This window comes from Bradyrhizobium sp. BLXBL-01, assembly GCF_051853025.1.
GTDB lineage: Bacteria > Pseudomonadota > Alphaproteobacteria > Rhizobiales > Xanthobacteraceae > Bradyrhizobium.
Map to the genome: position 1 here is coordinate 4,948,693 of NZ_CP182471.1, position 15,303 is coordinate 4,963,995.

General features: G+C 59.4%; 15 protein-coding genes and 1 pseudogene. 10 read left to right on the forward strand and 6 right to left on the reverse strand.

The features are described from left to right. The first annotated feature begins 30 nt into the window (after nt 1-30). The 8 genes and pseudogenes from ACNJYA_RS23245 to ACNJYA_RS23280 all read left to right on the forward strand — a co-directional run bounded on the left by ACNJYA_RS23245 (nt 31) and on the right by ACNJYA_RS23280 (nt 7,415). Entirely contained in the window at nt 31-477 is a 447-nt protein-coding gene (locus ACNJYA_RS23245; protein WP_212257318.1) for an Hsp20/alpha crystallin family protein, read from the forward strand. Nucleotides 478-608: 131 nt separating this feature from the next. Then, nucleotides 609-2,522, forward strand: a complete 1,914-nt coding sequence (gene dnaK / locus ACNJYA_RS23250; protein ID WP_212257317.1) for a molecular chaperone DnaK — start codon at nt 609-611, stop codon at nt 2,520-2,522. Nucleotides 2,523-2,562: 40 nt separating this feature from the next. After that, nucleotides 2,563-3,105 (forward strand): nucleotide exchange factor GrpE, encoded by a 543-nt coding sequence (locus ACNJYA_RS23255; RefSeq protein ID WP_212257316.1) that lies wholly within the window; start codon nt 2,563-2,565, stop codon nt 3,103-3,105. A gap of 45 nt (nt 3,106-3,150) precedes the next feature. Beyond that, nucleotides 3,151-4,061: pseudogene (locus ACNJYA_RS23260) on the forward strand (DnaJ C-terminal domain-containing protein). A 2-nt stretch (nt 4,062-4,063) separates the two neighbouring features. After that, nucleotides 4,064-4,342, forward strand: a complete 279-nt coding sequence (locus ACNJYA_RS23265) for a chaperone modulator CbpM (RefSeq protein WP_439363443.1) — start codon at nt 4,064-4,066, stop codon at nt 4,340-4,342. Between the two features lie 621 nt (nt 4,343-4,963). Then, entirely contained in the window at nt 4,964-5,146 is a 183-nt protein-coding gene (locus ACNJYA_RS23270; protein WP_439403463.1) for a DUF6894 family protein, read from the forward strand. A gap of 99 nt (nt 5,147-5,245) precedes the next feature. Continuing rightward, a complete protein-coding gene (locus tag ACNJYA_RS23275) occupies nt 5,246-6,007 on the forward strand; it encodes a TMEM175 family protein (protein WP_212257312.1) in 762 nt (253 codons plus the stop codon). A 310-nt stretch (nt 6,008-6,317) separates the two neighbouring features. Beyond that, nucleotides 6,318-7,415, forward strand: coding sequence for an alkene reductase (locus ACNJYA_RS23280; protein WP_246571302.1), 1,098 nt, complete (start codon nt 6,318-6,320; stop codon nt 7,413-7,415). Nucleotides 7,416-7,480: 65 nt separating this feature from the next. Here ACNJYA_RS23280 and ACNJYA_RS23285 read toward each other — a convergent pair whose 3' ends face one another. Further along, a complete protein-coding gene (locus ACNJYA_RS23285) occupies nt 7,481-8,113 on the reverse strand; it encodes a response regulator transcription factor (RefSeq protein ID WP_212257310.1) in 633 nt (210 codons plus the stop codon). A 4-nt stretch (nt 8,114-8,117) separates the two neighbouring features. Continuing rightward, complete coding sequence (locus tag ACNJYA_RS23290) at nt 8,118-9,683, reverse strand: ATP-binding protein (protein ID WP_439400776.1); 1,566 nt, start codon at nt 9,681-9,683, stop codon at nt 8,118-8,120. A 355-nt stretch (nt 9,684-10,038) separates the two neighbouring features. Here ACNJYA_RS23290 and ACNJYA_RS23295 point away from each other — a divergent pair, with 355 nt between their 5' ends. After that, nucleotides 10,039-11,286: an MEDS domain-containing protein gene (locus tag ACNJYA_RS23295; RefSeq protein ID WP_212257308.1), complete on the forward strand. Its 1,248-nt coding sequence runs from the start codon at nt 10,039-10,041 to the stop codon at nt 11,284-11,286. 324 nt (nt 11,287-11,610) lie between these two features. Further along, on the forward strand, nt 11,611-12,069 hold the full coding sequence (locus ACNJYA_RS23300) for a hypothetical protein (protein ID WP_212257307.1): 459 nt from the start codon (nt 11,611-11,613) through the stop codon (nt 12,067-12,069). 1 nt (nt 12,070) lies between these two features. Here the strand turns inward: ACNJYA_RS23300 and ACNJYA_RS23305 are convergent, their stop codons facing one another. The 4 genes from ACNJYA_RS23305 to ACNJYA_RS23320 all read right to left on the reverse strand — a co-directional run bounded on the left by ACNJYA_RS23305 (nt 12,071) and on the right by ACNJYA_RS23320 (nt 15,297). Further along, nucleotides 12,071-12,289, reverse strand: coding sequence for a hypothetical protein (locus ACNJYA_RS23305; protein WP_212257306.1), 219 nt, complete (start codon nt 12,287-12,289; stop codon nt 12,071-12,073). A gap of 114 nt (nt 12,290-12,403) precedes the next feature. Continuing rightward, nucleotides 12,404-12,865: a thioredoxin TrxC gene (gene trxC / locus ACNJYA_RS23310; protein ID WP_212257305.1), complete on the reverse strand. Its 462-nt coding sequence runs from the start codon at nt 12,863-12,865 to the stop codon at nt 12,404-12,406. A gap of 110 nt (nt 12,866-12,975) precedes the next feature. After that, nucleotides 12,976-13,509, reverse strand: a complete 534-nt coding sequence (locus ACNJYA_RS23315; protein ID WP_246571300.1) for a DUF1931 family protein — start codon at nt 13,507-13,509, stop codon at nt 12,976-12,978. 39 nt (nt 13,510-13,548) lie between these two features. Next, the gene (locus ACNJYA_RS23320) at nt 13,549-15,297 is read right to left on the reverse strand and encodes an FAD-dependent oxidoreductase (RefSeq protein ID WP_246571299.1); all 1,749 of its coding nucleotides are present in this window, start codon (nt 15,295-15,297) and stop codon (nt 13,549-13,551) included. Nucleotides 15,298-15,303 lie beyond the last annotated feature (6 nt).

Below are 15,303 nucleotides of genomic sequence, written 5' to 3' on the forward strand. Positions count from 1 at the left end.
CGTTCACTCGTCCCATCTCGTGATGCAGGAATGCTGACGCGGCCCGACTTCGGCCTGTTCGGCCTGCATCGGGAAATCGACCGCCTGTTCAGCGAGTTTTCGCAGGGTTTGGGCCCCAACGGACAGCAGCTCGTGCCGAACATCGAAATCGCGGAAACAGACAAGGCGATCGAAGTCACCGCCGAAATGCCGGGGCTCGAGCGCAAGGACGTCGACATTTCCATCGAGGACGATACGCTCACCATTCGCGGCGAGAAGAAGGTGGAGCAGAGCACGGACGGCGGCAAGGACAAGAGCGACAAGAATGTCCAGCATAGCGAACGCAGCTACGGCGTGTTCCTTCGGGTACTGCAGCTGCCGCCGGGCATCGACCCGTCCTCCGTCCAGGCGACGATGGCCAACGGCGTCCTGAAGATCACGATTCCAAAGCCCGCAAAGCCCGAACCGAAGAAGATCGAGGTCAAGGAAGCTGCTTGACCGTTGGCGCGGCGAGACGCCAGAGCCCGGTTCTCTCCTCACAGCGAAGGCTCGAAGCGTCTCGCCTCCCATCCCCGAACATCCACGACGGCGCAGCCGTCCGCCGCATTCGAATTGGAAGGAATCTGATCATGGCAAAAGCAATCGGCATCGATCTCGGAACCACCAACTCATGCGTGGCCGTAATGGAAGGCAGCAAAGCCAGGGTCATTGAGAACGCCGAAGGTGGGCGCACCACGCCGTCCATGGTCGCCTTCACGGACGATGGCGAAGTCCTGGTCGGGCAGCCGGCCAAGCGGCAAAGTATCACCAACCCCGAGAACACGATCTACGCCATCAAGCGCCTGATCGGCCGCCGTTACGACGACCCGATCACGGCGAAGGACAAGGCCATGGTGCCCTACCACATTGTGCCGGGCGACAATGGCGACGCCTGGGTCGACGTCCGGGGTAAGAAGCACAGTCCGAGCCAGATTAGCGCTTTCATCCTCACCAAGATGAAGGAAACCGCGGAAGCCACACTTGGCGGCACCGTCACCCAGGCCGTCATCACCGTGCCCGCCTATTTCAACGACGCGCAACGCCAGGCAACAAAAGACGCTGGCCGGATCGCCGGGCTGGAAGTCCTGCGCATCATCAATGAGCCGACTGCGGCCGCCCTGGCCTACGGCCTCGACAAGAAAGGCAGCGGCAAGATCGTGGTCTATGACCTCGGTGGCGGCACGTTCGATGTCTCGATCCTGGAGGTCGGCGACGGCGTGTTCGAGGTCAAATCAACCAATGGCGACACCTTTCTCGGTGGCGAGGATTTCGACAAGCGGATCATCGACTATCTGGCAGACGAGTTTCGCAAGGAAAACGGAATCGATCTCCGCAAAGATCGCCTCGCTTTGCAGCGGCTCAAGGATGCGGCCGAGAAGGCCAAGATTGAACTCTCCAGCGCCACCCAGACCGACGTCAATCTGCCCTTCATCACCGCAGATCAGGCCGGACCGAAACATCTCAATATCAAGCTGTCGCGCGCCAAGCTCGAAGCGCTCGTCGACGATCTGATCCAGCGCACCATCGATCCCTGCAAGGCGGCGTTGAAGGATGCGGGCCTGCAGCCATCGGACATCAACGAAGTCGTGCTGGTTGGCGGCCAGACCCGCATGCCAAAGGTTCAGGAGACCGTGCAGAAGCTGTTCGGACGCGAGCCTCACAAGGGCGTCAATCCCGATGAAGTCGTCGCAGTCGGCGCCGCGATCCAGGCCGGCGTTCTCCAAGGTGACGTCAAGGACGTCCTGCTCCTCGACGTGACACCCTTGTCATTGGGCCTCGAGACCCTCGGCGGCGTCATGACGAAGCTGATCGAGCGCAATACCACGATCCCGACCAAGAAGAGCCAGGTGTTCTCGACAGCGGAGGACAACCAAACCGCGGTCACGATCCGGGTCTTCCAGGGTGAGCGCGAGATGGCAGCGGATAACAAGCTGCTTGGACAGTTCGATCTGGTCGGGATCCCGCCGGCACCGCGCGGCGTGCCGCAGATCGAGGTGACCTTCGATATTGATGCCAACGGCATCGTCAACGTTTCGGCCAAGGACAAGGCAAGTGGCAAAGAGCAGAGTATCCGGATCCAGGCGTCCGGCGGCCTAACGGAGGCAGACATCCAGAGGATGGTCAGGGAGGCAGAAGCCCACGCCGACGAGGACAAGCGGCGCAAGGAACTCATCGAGGCTCGCAACCAGGCCGACGCGGTGATCTACAGCACCGAGAAGGCCCTGAAGGACTCCGAGGGGAAGATTCCAGCCGACATCAAGAGGGAGATCGAGCAGGCGATCGCCGAGGCAAAGCAACGGATGAGCGCGGAGGACGTGACAGCGATCCAGCAGGCAACCCAACGGTTGCAGCAATCGGCATCCAAGATCGGCGAAGCCTTGAACCGCGCAGCGTCCCAAGGCAGCGCTCCCGGCAGCGGACAGGCGGGATCGTCTGGTAGCGGCGAGGACGTCGTCGACGCGGAATTCGAAGAAGTCGACCCCGGCGACCGGAAGGCTTCTTGAAGCCCTTCAATCAGGGCGAACGCGACAGATGGAGCACGACATGGCTACCAACACCATGGATGATGAGCTCGGCGAGCTTCCCGCGGGTGAGCGCAAGGATGGCGACCAGCCGCAGGAGACCACCGCCGAGCGTGACCGCCTGATGCGTGCACTTGCGGACGCTGAGAACACAAGGCGCATCGCCGAGCGTCGGGTCCAAGACGCCCGGCAATATGCGATCGCCGACTTTGCCCGCGAACTGCTACAGGTGGCGGATAATCTGCGGCGAGCCATCGGCGCCGGCTCGCCGGACCAGCGCGCCAAGGACGACGACGGCCTGCTGGGCGGCGTGGTCGCCACCGATCGTATCCTGTCACAGATCCTGAAACGCTTCGGCGTGGAAGAAATCGAGGCTCTGAATCGGCCATTCGACCCGATGAAGCACGAGGCAGTGATGGAAACCGATCGGTCCGATCAACCTCCCGGGAGCGTCGCGGACGTTTTGGAGAATGGCTACATGCTTCACGACCGTCTGTTGCGGCCGGCCAGGGTCGTTGTCGCCAAACCGCCTAGAACAGAATCGCCGTCACCGCCGCAACAATGAACGGCGGTCCGCCCGGTCGGGCCGACGTGTAAACAGGAGCTGGTGTTGGCCGCAGATCCATATGCAACGCTGGGCGTCAAGAAGGACGCGACAGAGGCCGACATTCAAAAGGCCTACCGGCGGCTCGCGAAGAAGCTGCATCCTGATCTCAATCCCGGCAACAAGTCGGCGGAGGACAAATTCAAGGACCTTTCCGCCGCCTACACGCTTCTGAGCGATCCGGACAAGCGCGCCCGGTTCGATCGCGGTGAGATCGATGCATCAGGTACCGAGCAGCAGCCCCGGCGATACTACCGGGATTTCGCCGATCGGGAAGGTTCGACGGGCTACACCAATGGGGCCGGCTTTGCCGATTTCAGTGACTTCGCCGGCAGCGATGATATTCTCTCCGAGATCTTTGGACGCGCCGGCCGCACCACCCGGCGCGGACGCGGGGCTGACCTCCGATATCACCTTGAGCTCAACTTTCTCGATGCGGTCAACGGCGGCAAGCAATCCATTGTTCTGCCCGACGGGAGTACGCTCGAGGTCAACATTCCTCCCGGCACCAGCGACGGCCAGATTCTCCGCCTGAAAGGTAAGGGTCGTCGGGGAGCCGGAGACAGTCCGCCAGGCGACGCCCTGATCGAGATCAGTGTCCTGCCGCACCCCTACTTCGTCCGCAAAGGCGACGACATCCACCTGGAGCTGCCGATCTCACTGAAAGAAGGCGTGCTGGGCGCGAAACTCAAGGTCCCAACCGTGAGCGGCGCTGTCGCGGTCTCTGTGCCAAAATGGTCGAGCTCGGCCGGGTTCTTCGGATCAAGGGACGCGGCGTGCCGCGCGCCGATGGCAGCAGAGGGGACCAGTACGTCACGCTGAAACTGGTTCTGCCAAAGAAGCCAGACCCGGACCTCGAACGGTTTGTGAGTGAGTGGCAGCCTTCCGATAGCCCAAGACAGTCGATGGGAGTGTGATAATGCAGCTCCAGGAATTCGCCGATCGATCTCACCTCGATTCCTCCACGATTGAAGCCTGGGTGGATGCAGAATGGCTGGTTGCGCAACGACCAGAGCATCCGTTTTCGGAGCAGGATCTCGCACGCGTGCGCCTCATTCAGGATCTCAAGGGTGACCTCGGTGTCAACGACGAAGGTATCGCGCTGGTCTTGTATCTGCTGGATCAGATATACGGGCTGCGCTGCCTCCTGCGAGACATCCAGGCCATGCGGATCACAGATTCCGAACGCACGAATTGATGCGTTTGCGACTGAACGGCTACCATAAGCTTGCGCGTGCGGACTTCGCCAATCTCTTTGAAGGTCACGGATCATGCAGTCATCACTTCTCTCAACACTTCACGAGGCAGCGATGTCACGGGATGCCTGGCCAAAAGCGCTTCACAGGCTGATGGATGAGGCGGGCGTGGCGGGTGCGGCGCTGATTGTCACGAACAAGACGATGGGTACGGTCGACGAAAGGCGGTCTCAGTGCCGAGTTCAAATCCCGCTACGTCGACCAATACGCCGCGCTCGATCCATATTCGCCATTGCTGGATGCACGCTGGAGCATGCTCTCCAAGTCTCTTCCAGAGGCAATTTTGCGGAGAAGCGAGTGGTACAACGAGTTTGTACTGAGCTGCGGCGTTAGGGACATCCTGGGAACGCGACTCACGGACACTGCGAGTCATGCCATCATTCTGGGCGTTCACCAGCGGATAGGACGTCCTTTTTCTCAAGATGTTGAACCACTGGTCGCCACGATCACGGAACCCCTGAGGTATGCAGCGCGCTGCTATCTCGATCGCCTGAACGCGGGACAGCCACTTAGCGATCTGCAAACGAGGAAGCCCGCAGAAGGAGGCCGCTTCTTCTTTTCATATTGAGAACGGAACGAACTATCCCGACCAATCCGGTGGCGTTTTCCTCTCGCCTCGACACGCGGCGGAACGTGGACTGACCATTGCTCGTGAGCTGGCGCGGGATGGCGGTTGGTCTGGCTATTCTGTCGTTGTCACCGATGAACGGGGACGAACGATCACGCGCATACCAATCGAATCTTGACCGTAAGCCGAGCAGCGCATTCGAAGCAAAACGGAAAACACTTACGAAAAGCTGACAGCCGTCATGTCGCGCATCTGACGGGGCTGGCGTGTATTGGAAATGAGCTCCATAAGACAGGATACCCAGTCTCCGACCGAACTCCAGGACGACTTCCCATGGCCTCACGTGCGCCTGTCGGGCACCGATCGCCTCGAGAACTTCAGCGATAATGTGTTTTCCATCACGATCACTTTGCTCGTCGCCGAGATCGTCAGGCCGGAATATACGCCCGGCCAGCTTCTGGACAAGCTGGCGGCACAATGGCCCAGCTATATCGCCTTTCTCGCCTCGTTCGGCTACGCTGGCGTTATCTGGCTCAATCATCGCGCCGTCTTTGCTCGTGTTCGCTATTGCGATCGAAGCCTGCATTTGGCCAATCTCTTTCTGTTGCTGACGTCCGGTCTGATCCCCTTTCCGACAGCCATTCTCTCCGCCGCCATTCAGAGCGGAAGCGAACGCGACGCCCAGATTGCGGTTACCGTCTATGCCGCATTAGCCGGCGCCATGTGCTTGGCATGGCTCCTCTTGTTTCACGTCCTGAGCGTACACCGCTATCTTGTCGAGCCCGGCGTAGACCCGCGCTTCTTCCCCAATGAACGGTTTCGTGCCGTGCTCGGCGTCGCCCTCTATGCGATCGCGGGCGCGGCCGGTTGGCTCATGACGCCGAAGCTTGCTCTGTTGATTTTCTTGGCGCTTCCGGTGTTTTATGGAATCACCAGCGAAGGTTTGATGGAGACACAGATCCGGCTTCAACTTGGACGAGCGCGTCGTGCGGAGCGGGCGGCGGGGCGGGCGATCGAACCTAGCAAATCGCCCAGCTGACCGAACTGGCGGCGCTGTAAGGTCACTTCTCGCGTCTATAGCAGTTCGGGCCGTCCGCTCATCAATAAGTACGGGCATTGACGATTGTCAGGGCGATATACCGATCCTCCTTATATTGCGGAGTAGAGATCGACCGGTTTTCGGAAGCTTCCTTACCGAGGGCTTGAAGCAGTTAACTCCTTCGACTTGAGGCCATATGGTCACCGCTACCACGCCCAGCCGCGTGCTCCACGCGGTCCACAATGGGGATGCGAACCCCCTCTTCCAACCATGCCGGCTTGGGCCGTTCAGCCTGCCCAATCGAGTGGTCATGGCGCCATTGACCCGTTCAAGAGCACGACAGCCGGGCAATGTACCGTCTCCACTTGCTGCCTGCTATTATGCGCAGCGCGCCTCTGCCGGCCTGATCATAAGCGAGGCCACCCAGATCTCGATGCAAGGTCAGGGTTATGCCTGGACGCCGGGTATCCATAGCCGCGAACAAGTCGAAGCCTGGCGGCAGGTCACGAAGGCTGTGCACGAGGCTGATGGACTGATCTTCAACCAGCTTTGGCACGTAGGTCGCATTTCGCATCCGGCCCTGCAACCGGACAACATGCTGCCCGTAGCGCCCTCGGCGATCACGCCCGCGGGCAAGGCCTTCATCGAGAACGAGCGCGGCGAGGGAGAACTGGTTCCCTTTGTGCGTCCACGCGCGCTGGCCTTTGAGGAAATGCCATACCTGATCGGACAGTATCAGCGCGCGGCGAGGAATGCGGTGTCCGCCGAATTCGACGGCATCGAGATTCATGCGGCCAACGGCTACCTGATCGATCAGTTCATCGAGAGCGGCACCAACCGCCGCAGCGACGCCTATGGCGGCACAGTTCAAAATCGGGTGCGGGTTCTGCTTGAAATCACGGAAGCCCTGATCCCCATTCTCGGAGCGGACAGGATCGGCGTCCGGCTCTCACCTCTTGGCAAGATGAACGACATCAGCGACGACGCTCCGGAATCGACTTTCGCTTACGTCGCCGAACAACTCTCCGGCTATGGATTGGCCTATCTGCACATCGTTAATCCCGCGCTCGAGCAGATGCAGAATGGCAGGAAGCCGGACCCCTACGCCCTCAACATGGCCAGACTGATCCGGAACAAATATCAGGGAACGCTCATCGTTGCTGGAGGGTTCAACGTCGATACCGCCACACAATGGTTACGCGATGGCCATGCCGACTTGATCGCCTTCGGCCGCAAGTTTATCGCCAATCCCGACCTGCCCGAACGGCTCCGCGCCGATGCACCACTGAACGTAGACGACCCGACGACATACTATGGTGGCGGCGAGAAAGGTTACACGGATTATCCTTCACTGGAACAGGACCGTGGCGAGAAGGCGAAGGCCTGTATTGACCAGCGTTGGCGATGATGCAGCAGAGGGGCCACTCCGCGCGAGAACATTGATCGTCCTCACGGCTTTCTGAAAAAGTATCCTCAAGGGGATTGTCGAAGCACGCCTTGCGGAGTCAAGCCAGCCAATACCAATAGCCGCACAGCTTCTGCAACCTGACGCACTCCCAATCTGTGCATCATTCGCGACCGATGGACCTCAACCGTCCTGATACTGATACCAAGCCTAAAGGCAATTATCTTGTTTGGTTGTCCGCCCGCAATTGCATCGAGAACCTGGCGCTCTCGTTGGCTGAGGACAGCAATCCGGTTCCACGCCTCTAACGCCTCACGAGCCTGGTGTGGACGACCGGACCGCGCCAGCGCGCGTTCAATCGCTTGGAGCAGCACGTCATCATCGAACGGCTTCTCAAGGAAATCCACCGCACCGGCCTTCATCGCCCGAACCGCCGTCGGCACGTCACCTTGGCCCGTCATAACGACAACAGGTATCGTGGAGCCCATTCTGTCGAGTGCCGCCTGCACTTCGAGACCGCTCATGACGGCCATCTGCACATCCAACAGGACACAGCCCCTTGCAAGATTGGGAGCCGCATCCAGAAACTCAATCGGTGCCCCAAACGAACGTGTAACAAAGCCAGCTGACTCAAGCAGGCGTCTAAGTGATCGGCGAACGGCTGCATCGTCATCGACGATGTACACTACGTCACTCGGCATGGTCCTATTCCGTTGGCTCTACAGATGAGAGAGTGAATCGAAACAAGGCTCCGCCACCGGGATTTGGCTCGTACCAAAGCTTCCCATTGTGCGATTCCACAATTGAACGGCAGATGGCGAGACCCAATCCCATACCATCGTGCCGCGTCGAGACAAACGGTTGAAACAGCTTATCGACCACGAGCGGCACCACGCCCCTTCCGTTGTCGGCCACGGATATCTCGATCTCCTTGCTGTTGATTTGCCGCGTCACAACATCAATTTTGGCTTGCGGTGTGCTCGCGACTTCCTCGAGAGAATTACGGATCAAATTTACCAAGACCTGCTGGATCTGAATTCGATTTGCGTAAATATGCGATGCGCGGGGATCAAAAAAAAGACCTACAGAAACCTCCAAGCTCTCTAATCCGGTGCGCGCAAATGCGTTCGCTTCACGGATTAGCGTCTCGATGTCCTCGCTCTTCTTTTCGCTCTTCCCGCGAGTGACAAAGTCGCGAAGACGCCGAAGTATTTGGCCGGCGCGTAATGCCTGCCCGGCAACATCATCCATTATCTCACGCACCGATTCTGTCCGCATCGACCCGGATCGCGCAAGGAGACGTAAAGCAGCGTTGGCGGAATTCGCGACCGCCGTGAGCGGCTGGTTCAACTCATGCGCCAGAGCGGCAGCCATTTCGCCGGCTACACTTAGCCGGCCCGCATGCGAGAGAGCTGACTGCAATTCCCGCGACCGTTCATCCGCCCGCTTGCGCTCTGTGATCTCCGCCATCAGCTCGGCGGTACGCAGCTCCACGCTTCGTTCGAGCGACTCGTTCAAACGCCGCAGTTCGCGCTCGGCTTGTTTTTGCCTTCTCAGATCGCGGCTGACCGTGGCAACGTTCATAGGCCCGTGGCCTCGAGGGTCGTCGATCCTGAAAATATCGACTAAGAATGGGATTTTCTCCCCCGTTTTGAAATTACATAGGTTAAGTTCCCCCATCCAGCGCCTGTCTGTCAAAGCGGCGGGCCAACATTGATTCAGCAGAAGCTCCTGATCGCTCGAGCTAACGAAGTCGACGACGTGCATATCTGAAATATCGTCTGTCGGCTCGATTCCCACCAGCTCGCGGCCTGCCAAATTGACGAATTGGACCCCGCCATTCAGGTCCGAAAAGGCAACAAAGTCGGAAGATCGCTCGACGAGCGCTACAAAACGCCGTTCGTCCGCCTCTGCCTCCCGACGCTGCAAAGCTATTGCGACATTACTTGCAGCGATGCTGAGCATAAGTCGATCGGTCTCTCTCGGAAACCCTGGACCGAACGACCCAGCCACAAGTATGGATCGCCCCAATCCGATCGCGGCCGTTGCAATGTGGGCATTGCCGGGGCCAAGCGGATTGGACATCACTTGAGGCCGCCCTGCGCTTTCAAACCATTCAGGCGAGATCTCGAGCCGGATCGCCTCAGTGACTTCCCGCGGCATTTGTCCGCCCGGCCCATGGGTTACCGTGATTGGCCCTTCGTCCTGTCCGACAGAAAGAGTGACATGTACGAAGTCGACCGACAGGATCGACTGGAGAGCGAGAGCCACACTGTCGGCTATTTCCTTCGCAGAGTACCTCTCCCAAAGGGCAGGCAAGGTCGATAGTGCCACTAGGTCCCTGATGCAGCGCCGGAGTTCGCCGGGATCTGAAAGCTCTTCCACCCAAGGCATTAGCGCGCCGATTCCGATCCGTGTTGCGGGCTTGCTATCTCCTACTCCCAACAGGCGATAGGACCGATCGTTCGGTTCCCGACGCCTTATCGACACCAAGAACAGCGTCTCAAGACTGCTAAGCAACAACCGGTCGCCTATGAGATGCTGAATTCAAGTTAGCAAAACTACGTAATGGACGGCGGCCCTACAAAGTTCATGGTGCTTATGGCGTCCTGCTGCGAGGATTCCGATGCAAGACCGCCAGCCCGGCTCAGAGGCAAGGTCCGGCAAGACCTTCCAAGATGGCATCAACCCACTGACCCGCGCAGGACGCGGCGACGAATCGATGCAAGAGGTTCTGATCAGGGCTATCAAGGCAGCCCAAGCGGATTTCGGCACCGTGCAGCGGTACGACAGCGCGGAGGACTGCCTCAGGATCGTTGCCAATTGCGGATTTCCCGATGAAGCTCTGAATTTGTTTCGAATTGTTCGCCGCGACACCAACTCTACTTGTGCGGCAACGCTGAAGAAACGCATGCGCACAGTTGTTGGAAATATTGCCGCGAGTTACCTGTTTGTTGGCACGAGCGAGCTCGAAGCGCTACAAGAAGTAGGCGTCGCAGCGGCGCATTCGGCGCCCATCATCGTTGATAAAGGCCGGCTCTGGGGCGTGCTCACGGTACATTTTCGTCAGCCCTGGGAAGATGCTGAGTACGATCCCACGCCAATGGAGCGGGTAGCCGTCCGCTTTGCCAAGCGTCTCAAGGATAGAACCTCAGAGCAGACTTTTTCAGACCGTGACGCTCTAACGATCGCACACTCACCCGTTTCGACGAAGACGGGGTCGATAATGCGCTCTTCCGCAGCGCCGATACCCCTCGCTGGCTCCATGCTTCGCGAACACCGGCATGTTTGCGCCTTTTTTTGCTCGGCGGATGACGAATACAATGCGCTTCTGCCGTTTATCTGCGATGGCCTGGATTGCGGTCAGCGCGGTTTCCACGTGCTACCTGAACGGCATGTCGACGATCACGTGACACGACTTCGGAGCGGCGGCATAGACGTTGAGGCTGCGCAACGATCCGGTCAGCTCGAGATCGCGCTGCCGCAAGATACGTATTTGCGTACAGGTCGGTTCAACAAGGAAGACATGCTCAATCTCATCCAGCACGTGCTGCAGAACGGGGCCGCGCTTGGATTCCCGCTTACGCGCATGATCGCACACCCCGAAACCGCCTTGGACAATTGGAAGAGCAGGAATGATTGGGCGGAATATGAAATGCGGCTCAATAGCGTGCTATCGAACTTCGATGATGCGGTCATTTGCACCTTCGACGTCAATCTCCTGACCACCGCCCTGGCGATCGACATTCTGCGCACGCATCCGGTCGTCGTGATAGGCGGCGTTCTCGTTGAAAACACGTTCTTCAGCAAGCCCGAGGATTTCCTTCGCGAGGTGACGGAGCGCACGTCGGCGTCCCAGCCGTATCGGGGATAAAGCATCCAATTCCGTCGCGGCGAAGCTCCCCTTCGCTATCGGGCCTGTGCCGCCAGCAATGCCTGGGCAATTTTAATCCATTGACGAGCATCATGGTCGCAAGCTCGGCATCGTAGAAAAACATCACTGTTCAAACAGGGCGCGAGTACCGATGGACAGCAGCTTTGGGTCATATCCTTGTCCAGAATGCGCAAAGATGCTGCGCCTGGTTCGCAAGCGAGAGACCCGTGCCAGGCGAATAGGCGCCGCTTGCAGCGATCCGATGCAGCGACGGGATATTTGGAACCTCCTCAACAGCGAATTGCGGCCGCCACGTGAGCTCCCTTGGATATCGACCGAGATGGGGAGATCAAAATAGTCAGCCTGCCATTCATCCAAACCTCTGTCAGATACGCCTCGATGCGCCAAATACACGCAGCCGTGGACCATTTCCATCGCGGCGATTTTGAGTGCGCAGCGACCCTGGCCACTGCTGCCTGCGGAATGCTGCCGGCAATCGACAATGCCGCCCTGCCGGCATCTGAAGCCAGTTCGGCGCGCATCGAGACCGTTCGTCACTGGCTCACGCATGGCACGACCCTCGATCCGACTACCGGCAAAAGTAGGCGGGAGGAGAGTATCGTTATGAGAACGGCGGAGGTCGCGGTTGCGATCCATGTGGCGATCACGAGGTTCGACATCGCCTTTCCGGAGCAGAGAACGCCTCAGATGATCGGTTTCAGGCGTGCGTTTCAATTCTGCAAGGAGCACACAATCAGCACGCCGCAGACCGCGGGCAGATAGGCTAAGGTTGGCTGGCAACTCCTTCCTTCGCGCCCTCCGCCGCCGCCAGCCAGTCCTGCCACATCGCAGGATCGACCGGTGACCCATCGACCCATTTCAAACCGGCAAGCAGAAGCGCGATTTCCTCCTGAGGTTTGTCCATCCGACGCCAGACGGTCTCCACGAAGATCCGCATCGCATCGTAAGCCTCAATCAGGGTGATTGTGTCATTAGCCTGCATGGCGGCCAGACCAGTTGTCCTTGGGTTACACCTTATCGGATGCCTGCTGCTCGGCGGCACCATGCTCAATCCCCGGGAGCCCGTCAGATAGTGTAAAGCACCACGTTCGGCAGTTCATGACGCTGCATGCGCGGCTGAAGGCGCATGCTGCCGCAACCATTGGCGCAAAGGCTCGAGGCCGACGGCGCCGGCGCGTTGAGCGATGACGTTGCCTTTGTGGAATAGCATCACGGTCGGAATGCTTTGAATGTTGTAGCGAGCCGCCAGCTCCGCTTCCGCCTCGGTGTCAACCTTCAGGAAGCGAAGCTCGGGTTCGAACTCACCTGCGGCGCGCTCGAAAACCGGCGCCATCGCTTTGCAAGGCCCGCACCATGCCGCCCAGAAATCGACCACGACCGGAATATCGTTGCGCTGGATGTGGGTGACGAAGCTGCCGATGGAAGCCGGCGTCGGATGTCCCGTAAAGAGGTGCTGTCGACAGCGCCCGCATTTCGCTTGGCGCGCATCCTTCCCGACCGGAATGCGATTGGTGCTCGTGCAATGCGGGCACACAATGTGGCGGGCCTCTGTGCTCATGGCTGATTAACTCCCGAATCAGTGCGGCGCCAGAAGTTGCTTACGATCCGGCGGCGAAACGGTTTCATCGAGTTTGCCTATGCGCAATCCAGCAAGCTTACGTGCGATTGCTACAGCAGCAGCTCGAAGATCCGCGCGGCAAGTTCCCAATGCTTCGTCTGCGGATTTTTCAGATCCGGCTCTATAATCTTCAATGCTCGTGCGACCGCGACGCCAAGTCCCCCTGCAAGGTCCGGCAGCATGGCTTCGGTCTCATCGCTATAGCTGACTTGCAGCGGCGACCGATGAGCCAGACGCTCGAGAATCGGCTCCAGCTCTACCGCTTCATCCAGCTTTCTGAATTGCTCGATGCATTCCTGGAGCCCGGCGGTGATCGGGAGGTTCCAGGGCTCGATCAGGACGTCGCCGCCAGCTTTGACGTCGGCCTCGGCGCGCAGCAACAGCCGATAAATCCTGTGATCGATGAATTCTTCGTAGCGCTTGAGGTCAGCCTTGTCGAAGTCGAGACCCGCGGCCTCGCGAAATAGTCGCTGGAGCTGTCGCACGCCCTCTGGGTGCGGCGGTGGCATCTTGTCAGGAGGACGTTGCGCGATCATCGGATAAGTTTGCCATTTTTCGCCGCCAGTCGCATTGACAGACGTCATCCGCGAGGGATCTTCTTCACGAACCGCTTGCAGCTTTTGTCATGCCGCGGCGGCCTGCACCGGCTCTTCGCTTCGGCTGGTCCGAGCGGTCTCGAGAAACGCGTGAATCTGCTGCACAACGGTCGCTCCCTCGCCGATCGCCGCGCCAACGCGCTTGACGGATCCGAAACGAACATCACCCACTGCAAACACACCCGCCACGTTCGACTGGAGCGATGGCACGCTCGCGCCGTCGGCCGATAGAAGGTCGTCAGGAGGTATGTTCGTGCCCGTTCGCACAAACCCCTTGCTGTCGCGGCTGACGTTGCAGCCGCTCAGCCACTCCGTTGCGGGGTCTGCACCGATGAACATGAAGACGTTGCGGATCGTTTTCTCCACTTCCGCGCCGGTCTTGTTGCGCCAGCGGACCCGTTCGAGTTGGCCCTGCTGGTTACCCGACAACCCTACGATCTCCGTGCAGGTGAGCAACTCGATGTTCTCGGTTGCCGCTATCCTGTCGATCAAATATTGCGACATGCTCGCAGCCAGGCTGGGTCCCCGCACAAGAATCCATACCTTTTTGGCATAGCGGCTTAGAAATACCGCCGCTTGACCTGCGGAGTTGCCGCCGCCGACAAGCGCCACCTCCTCGTTGCGGCATAGACGAGCCTCGATCGGGGAGGCCCAATACCAGACTCCCCGCCCCTCGAAATGCTCCAAGTTCGGTATGTTCGGCCTGCGATATCGCGCGCCACTCGCGATCACGACGGTCTGCGCGGTCACGCTCCGACCGTCGGAGAGTTCGATGGCGAATGGATGGTGTTCACAACGAAGGTTGGTGATCTTCTCGGGGATGATCATCTCCACGCCGAATTTCTGTGCCTGCACATAGGCACGCCCTGCCAACGCCTGGCCTGAAATTCCGGTCGGAAATCCCAGATAGTTCTCGATGCAGCTGCTGGCACCGGCCTGCCCCCCGAACGCCCGTGCATCGAAGACGCCAACTGACAAACCCTCGGATGCCGCATACACGGCAGCCGCAAGTCCTCCTGGCCCGGCACCGACAATTGCTACGTCGTACCGGCGCCTCTGGAGATCCGGAGGCACCATCCCCAGAGCGCGCCCCAGGTCAGCTTCACTCGGATTTTTCAGGATTGCCCCGTTCGGACAGACGACCAGCGGCAATTCGTCCGACTTGCAAGGATAGTGCTTCAAAAGCACCTGCGCATCCGGATCCTTTGTGGGGTCGAGCACCCGGTGCGGATAGGCGTTGCGCGCCAAAAATTCCAGCAATCGCACCATTCCGGGATGGCCGTCGTGCCCGACGAGACAAGGGCCGCCGGCGCCGGCCTCGATCAGGAACACCCGTCGCAAAATAAGAGCGCGCATGATGCGCTCGCCGAGTTGAACATCGGCGATCAGCAAAGCGCGAAGTCTCGCCGGCAGAACAAGCAGCGCTTCAACAGGCTCGGTTGCGCGCGCGTCGACCAGGGCGGGTCCACCGGAGAGTTGGGCGACTTCGGCGATAATTTCGCCTGCACCCAATTCCACGATTTTCTCCGCCCGGCCAGGTCGATCCCGAGCTTCGATGGATACCCGACCGGCAATGATGACGAACATGCCGGGCGGACTCTCACCCGTCCGGAATAGATACTGATCGATGGCATAGTGTTTGATCTCGCCGAACCGGCGCATGCGCTCGATCTCGTCCGGTGCGAACTTGGGAAAAATGTGCTCGTGGCGGGACTCAAGCATGCCGTTGCTGCTCGTCTGGAGACCCGCGACAACCGTGTTGGATAGCTCGTCCATCCTGTG

Bases quoted from the DNA above. Each gene is read 5' to 3' on its own strand.
- ACNJYA_RS23245 (WP_212257318.1), top strand. From the start codon at position 31: ATGCTGACGCGGCCCGACTTCGGCCTGTTCGGCCTGCATCGGGAAATC.
- dnaK (WP_212257317.1), top strand. From the start codon at position 609: ATGGCAAAAGCAATCGGCATCGATCTCGGAACCACCAACTCATGCGTG.
- ACNJYA_RS23255 (WP_212257316.1), top strand. From the start codon at position 2,563: ATGGCTACCAACACCATGGATGATGAGCTCGGCGAGCTTCCCGCGGGT.
- ACNJYA_RS23265 (WP_439363443.1), top strand. From the start codon at position 4,064: ATGCAGCTCCAGGAATTCGCCGATCGATCTCACCTCGATTCCTCCACG.
- ACNJYA_RS23275 (WP_212257312.1), top strand. From the start codon at position 5,246: ATGAGCTCCATAAGACAGGATACCCAGTCTCCGACCGAACTCCAGGAC.
- ACNJYA_RS23280 (WP_246571302.1), top strand. From the start codon at position 6,318: ATGGCGCCATTGACCCGTTCAAGAGCACGACAGCCGGGCAATGTACCG.
- ACNJYA_RS23285 (WP_212257310.1), bottom strand. From the start codon at position 8,113: ATGCCGAGTGACGTAGTGTACATCGTCGATGACGATGCAGCCGTTCGC.
- ACNJYA_RS23295 (WP_212257308.1), top strand. From the start codon at position 10,039: ATGCAAGACCGCCAGCCCGGCTCAGAGGCAAGGTCCGGCAAGACCTTC.
- ACNJYA_RS23305 (WP_212257306.1), bottom strand. From the start codon at position 12,289: ATGCAGGCTAATGACACAATCACCCTGATTGAGGCTTACGATGCGATG.
- trxC (WP_212257305.1), bottom strand. From the start codon at position 12,865: ATGAGCACAGAGGCCCGCCACATTGTGTGCCCGCATTGCACGAGCACC.
- ACNJYA_RS23315 (WP_246571300.1), bottom strand. From the start codon at position 13,509: ATGACGTCTGTCAATGCGACTGGCGGCGAAAAATGGCAAACTTATCCG.
- ACNJYA_RS23320 (WP_246571299.1), bottom strand. From the start codon at position 15,297: ATGGACGAGCTATCCAACACGGTTGTCGCGGGTCTCCAGACGAGCAGC.